7 protein-coding genes and 1 pseudogene are annotated in these 14,891 nt (G+C 39.6%); 6 read left to right on the top strand and 2 right to left on the bottom strand.

The features are described from left to right. Window positions 1-194 precede the first annotated feature (194 nt). From AC012T_RS26205 to AC012T_RS26190, 4 genes and pseudogenes are all read left to right on the top strand, one after another. On the top strand, window positions 195-4,298 hold the full coding sequence (locus tag AC012T_RS26205; protein ID WP_487067062.1) for a PriCT-2 domain-containing protein: 4,104 nt from the start codon (window positions 195-197) through the stop codon (window positions 4,296-4,298). Between the two features lie 189 nt (window positions 4,299-4,487). Further along, window positions 4,488-4,937, top strand: a pseudogene (locus AC012T_RS26200) (FGGY family carbohydrate kinase); the annotation flags it as partial. 84 nt (window positions 4,938-5,021) lie between these two features. Next, a complete protein-coding gene (locus AC012T_RS26195; RefSeq protein WP_487066462.1) occupies window positions 5,022-6,341 on the top strand; it encodes an IS4 family transposase in 1,320 nt (439 codons plus the stop codon). 338 nt (window positions 6,342-6,679) lie between these two features. Next, window positions 6,680-6,916 carry a phospholipase D-like domain-containing protein gene (locus tag AC012T_RS26190; RefSeq protein WP_487067060.1) on the top strand — a complete coding sequence of 79 codons (237 nt, stop codon included), beginning with the start codon at window positions 6,680-6,682 and terminating at the stop codon, window positions 6,914-6,916. A 5-nt stretch (window positions 6,917-6,921) separates the two neighbouring features. Here the strand turns inward: AC012T_RS26190 and AC012T_RS26185 are convergent, their stop codons facing one another. Beyond that, window positions 6,922-8,262, bottom strand: coding sequence for a transposase (locus tag AC012T_RS26185; RefSeq protein WP_487059178.1), 1,341 nt, complete (start codon window positions 8,260-8,262; stop codon window positions 6,922-6,924). A 396-nt stretch (window positions 8,263-8,658) separates the two neighbouring features. Between AC012T_RS26185 and cutA the strand changes: the two genes are divergently transcribed. Next, complete coding sequence (gene cutA, locus AC012T_RS26180) at window positions 8,659-8,994, top strand: divalent-cation tolerance protein CutA (RefSeq protein ID WP_487067058.1); 336 nt, start codon at window positions 8,659-8,661, stop codon at window positions 8,992-8,994. 174 nt (window positions 8,995-9,168) lie between these two features. Here the strand turns inward: cutA and AC012T_RS26175 are convergent, their stop codons facing one another. Further along, window positions 9,169-10,194: an IS630 family transposase gene (locus AC012T_RS26175; protein WP_487064478.1), complete on the bottom strand. Its 1,026-nt coding sequence runs from the start codon at window positions 10,192-10,194 to the stop codon at window positions 9,169-9,171. Window positions 10,195-10,613: 419 nt separating this feature from the next. On the opposite strand from AC012T_RS26175, the gene AC012T_RS26170 reads away from it, so the two are divergent. Next, window positions 10,614-14,825, top strand: coding sequence for an SNF2-related protein (locus AC012T_RS26170; RefSeq protein WP_487067056.1), 4,212 nt, complete (start codon window positions 10,614-10,616; stop codon window positions 14,823-14,825). Window positions 14,826-14,891: the final 66 nt, after the last annotated feature.

The raw sequence follows: 14,891 nt of genomic DNA, 5'->3' as shown, positions 1-14,891 counted from the left end.
AGGAGAAGCAAAGAAAGCTTAGATATCGCCGGGAAACAATCTCAAACCCATATTGTTTGTACCTCATGCGTAAATCCTAGTAAAAAAGCAATTCAGGAATTTTATCTTCTTATCTTCCTGAGTATGTGTCTAAAAGATTACTAATACGGGATAGCTCCAATTCCTCCAACAAACTTACTGGAGGATTGGCTATCATGTCACAACAGCAATTTAACAACTCATCAGAATCACAAAACCCAAACACTCAACAACAATTTAATAACCAATCAGAACCACAGCAGCCTGAAAAAAAGAAGCAGGAGGCAAGGGAGCAGGGAGCAGGGAGCAGAGAAGACAGTACCCTGCGGGAAGCTGGCACAACAGATGGGAATTCGACACTTCGACAAAGCTCAATGACCACCCCACCTGGACAAGAACCACTTTGTAAAAGTGGGGGACTCAGACATGAGTTTCGCTCCGCTTTACCGCAGGAGGAAAGATTCATTTCTCCCGTTCGGCTGACGCTCACGGCGGAAGCCTGCCCCCTGCCTCCTGCCCCCTGCCTCTTCGTTGAACAGCCTCAATTTACACCACGGTTAGAACCAGAGCCTATCCAGAACGACAAAATCAAATTCGCGTTTAACGCCACTGGTAAAGATAAAAACTGGGATTTTCGGAAACTAGCAGCCAACTTCCAAGACAGAAAAGGCACAATTTGGGATGTAATTAGACACGTAGGAGCAGGACACGCCTTATGTGCTGGTTTACTTGGAGGTCAATGGCGGAGTAAAGCCAATATTATTGGTTCTCAATGGTTGCTACTAGATATTGACAACACACAAACATGGACAGATGAAAATGGTAATCCATTAGATGAAAATGGTAGACCAATCAAGATCAATAGAGCTTGGGTAGATATTAACGGTAATGTCATTGAAAAATCAGATGGTAGACAAGCCAAGAAAATCTATCAACATCAGCTAAATTTAGACGAAGCAATAGAACACCCATTTATTAAACAATACTGCGCGTTAATCTACACCACAGCCAGCCATCAACCAGATTGGCATAAATTCCGCTTAATCTTCGTATTACCTGAATATGTTCAGGGTGCAGATACAGTAGAAGTGCTGACGCGCTACTTAATGAAGCATTTACCCCATGACCCAGCTTGTAAAGATGCTTCACGGGTGTTTTATGGCAATACTCAAGCCACATTCCCCTTAATTCAACCTCATGTCAGATTACCCCAATCTTGGATAGATGAAGCTGTCACCACCGCTTATCAAGAAAAAATCGAATATGAGCAACGATTAGCAGAAATTACAGCCCGTCGGATACAGTTTCAAGAACGGGCAGAAGCTAACAACTGGGATATTGATCAGCTAATTCAACAAGCATTAACTTATATTCCCTCACGTAGTCCTGGTAGTAACAACTATAAAGAGTGTATAGATGTATTAATGGCGCTAAATTCTCATTATGGTGCTGTAGATGCTGAGATTATAGGAGAACAGTGGAGTCCATCAATCAAAGGAACAACTTGGAATATTAGAGCCAAAATTAAGAGTTTTCGCGGTCGTTCTGGTATTTCCATTGGCACACTATTTCACATTGCTAAACAGTATGGATTTAGATTTCCAAAAGTTGAAGGTACAACTTTCAATAGTAATTACCAGAATGAAGAGTATAACAAATACCAAATAAAGAGATTCAGTGATTACCGAAAAGAAGAATTAAACAATTATCAAAATGCTGTATTCCCAGATTACCGAGAAAAAGAATTAAACAATTACCAAAGTGAGATATTTAACGATTACCGCAGAGAATACTTTGGTAATAACCTACACCCCACCGTCATAGATCCGACAATCAGCAAAGAACAATGGCAAGCTAAATACGGTATAAAGAGAGACTTTGAAGAATTTATCCACACCTTAATCACTGTTACTAATAAAGTCCAACGGTTTATAGGTAACGTTATTTACCAACTAAAACCAACAATACTTTTACCAACCAATAACCTAGACGTTGATATCTGGTTTGAACCGAAGAATCGTACACAGACTTACCTAGATGCAACTCAATCAGGTAAAAAATTCATCTTAGATTTATCACACGCTGGTGCTGGTAAATCTCACACTGTGGGTGAATTTATGCCAGAACAGTTGGGAGTCAATACGCTGTTTTACCTCAGCAATGAACACCGTAATCCCACTGTAGCAACTATTGAACAGTGGACAGACTTACCAGTACACCACAACGGATTAGTAGCAGATGATAACAAACTCACACCACTGGGCAACCCACAAATACACTGGCCTCAACTGGGAGAAGAACCAAACATTGAGGGAACTTGTCCTCTCACAGATTTTTTTAATGCTCTTGCAACCAAAGGATACAAAAAAGAAACATCCGCAGAAGCAAACCTTAATCCTATCTGCAATGGCTGTAAACTCAGAGCTAATTGTGCGGGTAGAGATGCTGCTGGTAATGTCCTCCCGAAAGTCAATGGTGCTACCTTCCGACGTGATAGAAGGGATGCTTTAGCATCTCAGCGGATTCGTGCCAATATCAACTCTTTACCCCAAGCTACAGATATTACTGCTATGAAGTCAGGTGCTTTTGTTGATGAAGCTTCTAGACAATTACAACCAGTTGACTTTATTAAAGTTAGTTTGAGAGATTTTGACTCCTCGATGATGGAGGTACAAACCAAATTACCCACAGTGTATGACAAAATTAGAAGTTTAGTTCTACCACTGCGGGTACTGCTAACTGGTGAAATTCCCCCTGTTGAGGAAACATATCATGGGTACAATGATGAGTTAATCCGGGCTTTATTAGGGGCAATTCCCACAGATATACCGGAAATCATTGCCGAACTGGAAACTATTGCCCCAGATATTGAGAAATTGGTACAGCAGGCTGATAGTATTACATTAGATGGGGTTGATAAATGCGATCGCATTTCTTTCAGCAGAAAAACCTTAAAGTTTATCCGTAGTCACCTCAATAAACAAGCTGCTCAAGAGACTTACAGGAATATCAACGATTTACCTGTGAGATGGTTAATTCCCCTTCTAGAAGTTATCGGAGACATTCAACCAGGGGCTTTACGAGTTAAGAACAAACATTTGATTATTGCTACTAAAAATAGCCGTCAAGTTGATGTTCTCAAAGCTTTTGACTTTGTTTTCTTGATGGACGCTACTGCTAACCGTGACAATGTGGCTATGCAGTTGGGGATTAATCCAGAGGAAATACTGGTGATTTCGGAAATTCCACCTGATTACAGTAATCTGACTATTCACCAAATTACGGGCTTTGGATTACTGGGTAAAGAGCGTGGTAACAAATTAAAAGAACGAATTGCGGCATTGCGAAAGGAATTAAATCAGCGTCATGATGGCAATATTGCTTACATAGACCATTTAGCATATAAAAACAAGGGTGATGGACATTGGTTTGCTGATAATCGTGGCAGTAATGCCTATCAAGATAATCAAGCTCTTTGTAGTTTTGGTACTCCCTATCAAGATATTGGCGCGTCTGGTCAAGTTTATATAACTTTAACAGGAGATAGAAGTGTTAGTAAAGAAAATAAGGCTTTTCAAGATGTAATTAACCATTTGGTTCAGACTGAAGTTGTTCAGTGTGCAGGTAGAACTAGAGCTAATCGCAGAATGGAGGAGGTTACTTTTTATGTGGTTAGTGACAAAGATTTATCCTATTTAGCGGACTACTATCCTAATGCTAGGTTTATTAAATCTGATGCTTTTGATATCTGTCCAGAAGCAGGAACGGAAATCCAGCAAACACGCAAGGGCATATTAACAGGTTTCAAGTTGCTGGTAGCAGATGGGGTGACAGATTGGCAGAAAGTTACTCAAGAGGTGCTAGGTAAAGCTGCTGGTATTTCTCAAGAATGGTTAAGTCAGGTTGCTAAGAAGTATTTTGGGGGGTGGAATAGCTTTAGAGAATTATTACTACTCCTATATAACTCTCTATATAGGGTTAGTAATAATTCTCTGGAGGTTTTGACTAAGGAGCAACAGTGGTTTATTGATGAGTATTTACCTCTGTTGCAGCAGGATAGGGCAGCTGGTTATGAATCTGCGGATTTGGTGATTGAACATTTGATTACGTTTAGTGAACATCTTGGTTGGCAAGGGTTTTCTCAGGCTGTGAATGCAGCTACGATGGAAGTTAAAGCTTTTTTAATGGATTGTTTGATCTCTGTTTTGCCGAAGGAGGTTCATGATCACGTTAAACACAACTTGGTTTTGTACTTGGCTAAAGTAGAACCTGAATATTGAGTCTATACCTAGATTTGCTGATTTTTTCTAGTTGGAGTCAAGCAATACAATATTGCGGTGTAGCTTGCTGCTTTTTTTACGAGTAGGAGTAATTTCTTCTTGTCAACAATATTTGTCTTAGTATATGACTGGTATTCACATGGCGAAAACTTCGTGATACTAACGTGCATAGCCAAGCAACATAAACCCATGACCAAATACGTAGCTGCAATTGATCAAGGAACGACCAGCACCCGCTTCATCATCTTTGACAAGCAAGGTAAAATTGCTGGCTATGCCCAAAAAGAACATCAGCAGATTTATCCTCAACCTGGTTGGGTAGAACACGACCCCAAGGAAATTTGGTCATGTACTCAAACTGTAATTAAAGATGCTTTAGAGCAGAGTAATATTACTGTTGCCGAGATTACAGCGATTGGCATTACCAATCAGCGAGAAACAATCGTAGTTTGGGATCAGAAAACAGGTGAACCTTACTACAACGCCATTGTTTGGCAAGATACCAGAACTGACTATATCTGCAATCAACTAGCAGCAGATGGTGGGATAGACCGTTTTCGCGCCACAACAGGTTTACCACTGGCTACCTATTTCAGCGCACCGAGAATTAAGTTGTTACTGGAAAACATACCAGGATCATTGGTGTCAAGTTAAGAAAAATGGATTTGTGTCAAGAGTGGGAAATAAATGGTAAAAGTCAACACAGGGGTGTTGAAAAGAGCCATGAGTAAACCAAGGAAAAAACAAGGGAATCCAGATTTTCGCCATCAAGTCAGCGTACCTGCTCCAGCTAGTGAAGAGATAGAATCACGGTTGATTGGGCTATTAAGTCCAGGGACATTTGCCAACCTCAAAGGGGTAAAAGATAAAGAGCGAAGCTTGCGCTCAAGAGTATTAACCCTACCAGTAATGGCAGCAATAATACTGAGTCTAGTATATCGACAAGTACAACACTTAACAGATGTATTGCGCTGCCTGGAAATAGAAGGACTAATGTGGGTAGAGGCAACAAAAGTCAGCAAGCAAGCTCTGTCCCAAAGACTCAACAGTTTACCGGCGCATCTATTTGCCAAGATGTTTGAGCAAGTAGTAGAACGTCTAGCAGCAAAAAGGAATGCAAAAGAATTAGCTCCAGCCTGGGCATCAGTGGCGCAGAGATTTTCCGCCATTTGGATTTGTGATGCCTCAACACTCGAAGCCATGAAAAAGCACTTCGGACAATTGCAAGAAAAAACAGGTTCAGTGTTGGCAGGAAAAATGCTGATGGTAGTAGAAGCTTTCACTCATATTCCTGTAGCAGTTTGGTATGATGCTGATGCCAAGCGGAATGAGACTCGTTGGTGGCAAGCATTGTTAGAACTTTTACCTGATGGTGGTTTACTCATAGTAGACATGGGATTTTATGGTTTTGAGTGGTTTGATTCTCTAACTGCTGCCGGTAAGTATGTTCTCACCCGCCAAAAGGAAAAGGTCAGATATAAGGTAGTGCGTGTACTTTCTAGTAGCTCTCACTACAGGGATGAAATTATTCAAATGGGATTGCATCATACCAACCCATGTCGCTATCCCATGCGCCAAGTATCCGTATTATGGGGTAAGACTTGGTATCATTATTTGACTAATGTTCTTGACCCACAACAGCTTTCACCACAGGAGGTTTGTGATTTATACCGCCGACGTTGGCGAATTGAGGACGCATTTTTATTGACTAAGCGTTTATTGGGCTTGTCCTATTTGTGGGTTGGTGGCACTAATGGTGTACAGATGCAAATATATGCTACCTGGATTTTCTACGCTGTCCTCAATGACTTGTGTGCTGATGTGGCTATTGCTTTACAACAACCTTTAGAACGCATTTCTGTGGAAATGGTTTTTCGCAGTTTGTATTTTTTCCACCGCGCACTTTTACTTGCTCCTGATTTACAACTTATTCCTTGGCTTGTCGAACATCATCGTTCTATGGGCTTAATCAAGACCGTCCGTCAACGTCACCGACGAACGGCTGCTCGCTCTCTTGACATTTGGGCTGATGCCTTAACTTGACACCAATGGGGGGTAATACACCTAATATCAAGCATCCAAGAGAACACATAGATAGAATCTCTAAGAAACTGTTAATTGGTACAGCTTTTTACAACGTAGCCATAAGGATTTCAGGCTACAAAAACAAGAGGGGTTCAAATGGTACAGTTTTATCCATGTCAATCAGGATGTTACCAGCAGGTCATCAAGTTCTTATCGTAATTTTCGGAATGGATGCTCATTGCACCATGGGCATTCTGAGGCTGAAACTATTGATATATATAGGTTTCAGCAATGTTTGGGTAAAATTGACACTTTAGCACAAATCTTGGGTATCTATAGCTACAAATAAACCCAGTATGAGCTTTGGTCAAAAAATTGCAGAAAAAGCACGATTGTTCATTTGGCCGCAAAATAAGCGATTGACGGATGATGAAGGGCGGTATGGTTCTTTGCACGTTAATTGTGCGCTCTCAGATGCTAAACACCTATTCATTTCCAGTGCTAACCTAACTGAGTATGCCCTTACGCTCAATATGGAATTAGGATTGTTAGTTCACGGTCAAGAACTAGCTAATCAAGTAGCAATACTGTAGCCAAATTACGAGGGTTCAACGGCTGTAGAAGCATTGTGAATACGACCAAGAGAGGTAAGCTTGGCAAAAATCTGGGATAATAAAATAGGCTCAGGCTGTTGCGGAAGCATTTTTAATATTTCCCGAACATATCGAAAACCCCGACAATAAGCCTGAAGATCAACAATGCCAGCACCGGGATTATCTTCACGAAACTGAGCTAGAAGATAATGAGACAAATTGACCATAAAAAAAGAAAGATTAACAGCATTAGTCACAGCAGTTTGACCTCTGTTCATAAAATCTTCCAATCCCCAAAACTGTTTGGCATCTCGGAAATTAAATTCGATTTGGAAGCGCAACTTATAGTAGTCAATTATTTTTTCAGATGATAAAGTTAAGTCACTAGAAAACAGAATTACGTGACTGCGAGCATTAGTTTTGAGATTGGTTTTCACCAAAATAACTACATTCAGTGGTTGGCCAAATTCTTTGTGCAGTAGAGTAGCTTGATAAGTATCAGTTTTAATATCTTCTTCAAGACTACTTTGACGCAAATATGCCCCAGGAATATTACGCCAGTCCAACTTCTCTCCGTATTTACGACGGGAACGATGATTAGGGTCAGGATTGTGGTAAGGTATATATAATGCCGAATCGTGACGTAACTTGGAAATTATGTGTAACTTTACCTGCCTAGCCATCTGCAAAGCATTATTGTTCCCAAAGTGACCATCTACGACCAAGTAAGTGAGGGGAATAAAGTTAGCTATTAACTTAAATAGCTCATTAATCATCTTCTTAATTCTTAGCAATTCAGGTGTAAAAGTCACCTCCTTTTTATTTTTGTTTTTACTTCCTTTTGGTCGTCCCCGTCCACGTTTTTCTTGAGGTTTTACTTCTGGACTTGGCGAGACACTACTTTTTTCTACATCGCTTTTTATTACCTGTTCTATCTGAATCGGAAATGAGTGTCTTTGTTGAACACTTACTAATGATAATGTAAAGAAAGATAGTCCCAATATTGGTTTACTTATTAGACTGGAAAAGAACCTATCTAATCCATAGGTTTTTTTCCCGGCTTTGCTTATTACTACTTCGTCTCCTGCCAACAAATAAACATCATTTGGGCAGAACAAATGCCGCCGAAAAAACACCCAGAACACCGTTGTCCACGGTATGACTGTACGAAAAAATCTGATTACCGTCCGATAACTACCACCACTAAGCGTCCAACGCGATATTCCCAACATTGTGACTCGCCCGCTCATGGCTAACATGGCCGTGATGATCTGGCTTAACTGCCGCATCGTCGTCACTTTTATTTCTGGTAGTAGGCATTGCAACAGTGCTAGTATGTCAAACATGGGCTGTATGTGGCTTTCGAGTTGTCGTTGTGGAAGACTATAACTCTACTACATCAGCCCTCTTTTTATACTCTTTTTTTGGCTACAGTATTGCAAGTAGTGGAGCATATTGAATGTTTAATTCAGAAAGGAATTTTCATACCTTGGCACTAATACGAATTCTCAAAGATACACTAAATTAAAACAGCAATGGAATAATTGATTATTACCTGTCATCGTCCGTCAGAGTTTACTAATCGTGTTGAATCAACCAAATTTAATCCATATAATAAATCCCTCTCCCTATTCTTGAGGGAAACCGAGTGATATAATGTTTGGCTAATTACTTATAATATATCTAGGTTCACCGCTAATTTATTTTACCAATTACCAGCCAAAACTGTTAACAGTCAAAACATGGAATTTATTTTTGTTTACGTCACTTGTAAAGACCGTGCTGAAGCCCTTAATGTAGGTAAAGCCATAGTAGAAGTCCGTCTTGCTGCCTGTGCCAACATAATTGAGGGTATGGACAGTATTTATTGGTGGAAGGGTGAATTACAAGTAGAAAAAGAAGTTATTTTAATTATGAAATCGCGCCGTGATTTATTTGAGGAACTAACGGAAAAGGTGAAATCAAAACATTCTTATGAAGTACCTTGTGTGGTGGCTTTACCAATTGAACAAGGAAATCAGGATTACCTGAATTGGCTAATGGCAGAAACCAAGGCTACAGATATCAACTTGAATTAACTAGATTGATTCCCATAATTTCGCTCTTGATGTATCAACCCACATTCCGCAGATATTAAAGTAAATTTAGGAATTAAAAATTTAGAAAAAGTAAAGCCTGAAAAGATTGCCTAGCAAAGATTTCAGGCTTTTTTGGTAAAATAATAAGCGTCAAATATAGCAATCCTAAATCATTCATGAGAAAACACCATACTCATAAAGTTTTGGAAAGTCAAAAATTTGACAATGAATGGATAACTCAAATAACGCCTTGACTACAGTAAAAGAATGACAGAAAAAATAAAACTCTCTAATTAATCGTTTTGCTTGTAGCCAAATATCTTCTACAGGATTCTGTTGTGGTGCATTCGGGGCAAATCTCAAGCAGGTAATCCACCATTGTTCTTTTTCAAGTTCACGATTTAATGAATCTAGATAATCTTGAATTTCTTGTGAACGATGATAACTTGCACCATTCCAAATTATTAAAAGTTTGGCTCCAGGTCGCTGTTTTTGAAGATATTCTAAAAAATTAATTGTGTTTTTAGAGTCACCTTTTTCAGCTTTATACGTGAGAAATTCTTTGGTTTTATAATCCAATGCACCGAAATATGTTTGTTTATCACGAGCATTTACTACTGGTATTGTTACTCGTTCACTAGTTTTCCCCCAAACATACCCTATTATATCCCCCCAAAGTAAATGACATTCATCTACCATGAACACAACTAGGTCTCCTGTCTCTATTTGAGGCCGTCGCGTCTCCAACAACTCACAAATCTCTTTTTTTTTTGAATCTACTAATTCTTGGTTATATTTTGGATTATTTGCTTGAGTTTTCTTCCAACTAATACTGGCAGCATCAAATAAATCGTAGTAACTTTGTTTTGAGGAGAATGTTACTCCATATTCTGAGGCAATATAGTACTCTAATTCATTTAAAGTCCATCTGTCTTTGGTTTGCAACCATTCCATTACCTCGGCACGTTGAAGCTCATCTAGAAAACCTTTACTTCCTTTATGCCCTAGTTTTAACCCTTCCAGCCCCAGTTTAAAAAATGCTTTTTTATAGGTACTAATGAAGCCAGATGAGACACCTAATATTGGCATTATCTCTTCATGCTTGTATCCACATAACAGCATTTTTACTGCTGTAGCTCGCTTGATTTCACGTGGCTCTTTATTATTTTTGATAAAATCTTCTAATAATTGTATCCACATCACCACACCTGCACCTTGGTTTCAAACGTTACTTTTAAGCTCTCTCCGTATTTTCTCATGAATGATTCCGGATTGCTATATGTATTGTTAAAAATAATAAAAAATTAAGGAAATATTCGCATATTACAAAATGAAGTGCGGAATATGGGGTTGAAACCTCCGATAAAAATAACCAACTAATACTGTTACAATAGGTCTTAAATGCCTGGTAGATTACGGATATAGCTGCGCTAGAGCAAAACTTAACGCACTATTCCAGGTAAAATCAGAGTTGCAGGTTATTAAATGTTTAATAATCCAAAGTTTGAGAAAATCTAGCAATGTATCTGATAACCTAAAAGGTAATATTCCAGCTAAAAGCTCTACAGCTTTAACACATCTACACCAGATACCTAACAACGGTGTCAATTATTAGTACCATGTCTGATTTTAACCCTAATTCCACCCAACTACAAACACAACTCGCCCAAAAATACTTCAATTTATCCCCTGCTATCCAAAAGATTATCCAATTGTTTTCGGTAATTTATGCACCCATAGACAGGAATTCATTCCTCAGTTGTCTTTCTCAAACTGCTGCCTTAGACGAAAAAAATCAACCTTGGACTACTAAAACTCTCAATTACCAAATTGAGAAATGGGTAATAGCAGGTTTGCTAGTTAAAGAAAGCAAATCAGGTATTGAATGTCATCCATTACTCACAGAAATTGCTACTCGTCATGCTGTAGAAACTGGAAAGTTTGAGATATTAGTTAAAGCAGTAGAGGAAACACTCCCAGTAAGTAATCACTGGCAAAAAGGATATCGGATGTTCCGCAGTCTCCGCCAGTGTATCAGAGAAATCCGCATTGGACTTTACCGCCAAGACCCAGTTTTTATTAAAAAGCAAATTGAAGATTACCGTAACTATAGTTATAACGAAGAAAAAATAGTCATAGAAAATATCTTCGACCAGATATGTAATAACCCATTTGATGAAAATTGGTTCAACACCCTACCAGAAGAATTATATCAAAGTTGTATATCAAGTGTCCTCTTCAATTCAGCATTAAAATTATCTGACTCCGAAGATGCGTTTATGATGCTGGACGAAGAATGTTGTGAATCTAGAAAATATGCTTCAGATTATCTAAATCTGATTTTGACAGAACAATTTTTGTTACAAGGTGATACCGAAGAAGCAAAAGATTGTTTGGAACGGATATCAGAGGAATCTCAAAATAACGCCGCTATTTATTGGGGTTGGTTGAGTTTTGTGCAGGGTGAAAATGACCAAGCCATTAAATATTATACAGATGCCCTCAAAGCTATAAAAAAGTCCACAGGCAAACGCTCAATATATTTTAATACAATGGGCGGCTTATTTTTTATCTTAGCATTGTTAAAAGATGGTTCAGCACAACGTCTTAAAGAAGCGGAAGACTACACTAATATAATGTCCCGTGAATCAGATCATTGGCTCACATTTGTTTATGCCAGACTGAAAATGGTATTGCAAGTCCAGCAAGGTGATATTACTCAAAAAGAATTGATAGTTAATGCCCATATTTCCTCTTTAGAAGAAGAAAATAGTTTACAAACATTGTTTTGTTCTCTGTGCCTTTACTGGATGGATGTTGAGATTGCCAAAAAACGCTTACCTGATTTATTAGAACCATTATATCGGCGATCGCTTACATCCGGTCATCACTGGCTGACAATGGAAACCGCAGAACTCCTATCCCGACTCAAACCCAGTAGTAACTACAAGCAACAAGCAGAGGCATTAAGAGAAGATAGCGGCATCCAAACCATAGTAGACCTCATCCAACCCCAAGAAGCTTGGGAAATGTGCCTCAATGCCCTAGCAAATCTCCAGAAACAACCACAAACTTCGGGCAAACCAGAGTCAGAACTGCGGTTAGCATGGTTCATTACCTTCCATTTCGTTCAATGTAGTTTACAGCCCAAGGAACAAAAAATTAATGCCAAAGGAGAATGGAGTAAAGGTCGTCCCATAGCCCTTAAACGTCTTAGCAGTGGATTAGCTGATTTTGATTACGTCACACCCCAAGATATGCGAGTCTGTGGTTGTATTCAGACATATAGTGAGGGCTATTATGGCAAAGTTGACTATATGTTCAACGAAAAAGCCATCTTGGCGTTAATTGGACACCCAGTAGTTTTTTGGGAAGATACACCTAATATCCGGGTAGAAATCGTCAAAGGAGAACCAGAATTACTGGTGAAAAAAGAAAAACAAGGTCGTCTCACCTTGGAATTTTCGCCCAAATTACCAGACTCACAGAATATTCTGCATATCAAAGAAACTCCAACTCGCATCAAAGTTATTGAAATTAAAGCTGAACATAGGCGCATTGCCGAGATTATTGGTAAAGATAACAAATTAAACGTCCCGGCGATCGCAGAAAAGCAAGTTTTAGCAGCCATTAATGCCGTCTCCGGTATCGTTACCGTCCATTCTGACATCGGTGGTGGACTAGAAAATGCCGAAGAAGTCCCCGCCCAAACGCTACCCCACATTCACCTCTTACCTGCCAATTCGGGCTTGAAAATCACCCTGTTATCCCGTCCCTTTACCCAAGGTGGCCCTTACTTCCGTCCCGGTGCAGGTGGTGAAACAGTCATTGCTGAGATTGAAGGTAAACGTCTGCAAACTAAACGTAACCTCACTGAAGAGAAAGAACTTGCTAAAAATGCGATCGCAGCCTGTCCCACCTTAACGCGAATTGAAGAACAAGATGGTGAATGGGTAATAGAAGACCCAGAGGAATGTTTAGAACTGCTGCTAGAACTGCAAACACTGGGAAACAGCGTTGTTATGGCTTGGCCAGAAGGCGAAAAACTGCGGGTTAGTCACAATGCAGACTTGAAAGACTTTAATTTATCAATTCAACGTCAACAAGATTGGTTTGCGGCCACTGGTGAATTAAAATTAAGTGACGACCTAGTGCTGGATATGCAACAACTTCTCGCACTTTTGGAAAAAACCCCCAGCCGCTTTATTCCCCTGGGTGATGGTCAATTTCTGGCTTTAACCCAAGCATTTCGTAAACGCCTCGACGAATTACGGATGTTTTCGGAAAAACATGGAAAAGGGATGCGTTTTCACCCCTTAGCTACATTGGGGTTAGAAGATTTTGTAGATGAGGTAGGTAAACTAAAAGCAGATAAACACTGGAAGGAACATATCCAGAAACTCAAGGAAGTGCAAGACCTGCAACCAGAACTCCCGTCTACCTTTCAAGCCGAATTACGGGACTATCAAATGGATGGTTTCTGCTGGTTAGCACGTTTAGCACATTGGGGTGTGGGTGCTTGTTTAGCCGACCAAATGGGACTGGGTAAAACCGTGCAAGCATTAGCAGTCATTCTTAGAAATGCCCATAATGGACCAAATTTAATTATTGCCCCCACTTCTGTGTGCATGAATTGGGTAAGTGAAGCGCAGAAATTCGCCCCAACTCTAAATATTCTGCAATTTTCTGGTGCGAACCGCCAAAAATTATTAGATGGTTTACAACCGTTGGATATGTTGGTATGTAGTTATGGTTTATTACAGCAGGAAGAAGTATCTCAAATGCTTGCTCAGGTACAGTGGCAAACGATTGTATTGGATGAAGCCCAATCAATTAAAAATATGGCTACTAAACGTTCCCAAGCAGCTATGAACCTGAAAGCTAATTTCAAACTGTTGACAACAGGAACTCCCATTGAAAATCATTTGGGTGAATTGTGGAATTTGTTCCGGTTTATTAATCCTGGTTTATTGGGTTCCTTTGAAAGCTTTAATCAACGCTTTGCAAATCCCATTGAGAGATATCAAGATAAACAAGCACGTAATAAACTGAAAAAACTAATTCAACCATTTTTATTACGACGCACAAAAAATCAGGTGTTAGAAGAATTACCTTCTCGGACTGAAATTCTGCTTCATGTGGAATTGAGTAAAGAGGAAAAGGCATTTTATGAAGCTTTGCGTCGTCAAGCTATATCTAAATTAACTGAAAGTAATGCAGATGCAGGACAAAAGCATTTGCAAGTGTTAGCGGAGATTATGAAACTGCGTCGCGCTTGCTGTAATCCTAGTTTGGTGATGCCTGATACTGAATTATCTAGTTCTAAGTTACAGCTTTTTGGCGAGGTGCTGGGTGAACTTCTAGAAAATCGCCATAAAGCTTTGGTGTTTAGTCAGTTTGTAGATCATTTACATATCATCCGCGATTATCTGGATAAACAAAGTATTAAATATCAATATTTAGATGGTAGTACCCCAATGGCGGAACGTAAAAGAAGCGTGGATGCTTTTCAAGCTGGGGATGGGGATGTTTTTCTCATTAGTCTCAAAGCCGGGGGTACAGGACTCAATATCACCGCTGCTGATTACGTTATCCATACAGACCCTTGGTGGAATCCGGCTGTGGAAGATCAAGCATCTGACCGCGCTCACCGCATTGGGCAACAACGCCCGGTAACAATTTATCGCTTGGTCGCTAAGGATACTATAGAAGATAAGATTGTGGAATTACATCACCACAAGCGAGATTTGGCGGATAGTTTATTGGAAGGTACGGATATGAGTGGCAAGATATCAACGGAGGCTTTGCTGCAATTGATTCATGAGGGTTGACTCTTATGTTACTAATCCATCAATTTTAGCAACTCCCCTAGAACCTCAATATACGATTATTCGTAT

The sequence above is a fragment of the Anabaena sp. EIM26 genome (genome assembly GCF_057568715.1).
The sequence above is the reverse complement of the archived record's forward strand: the minus strand, read 5'-3'. Positions and strand labels throughout refer to the sequence as shown.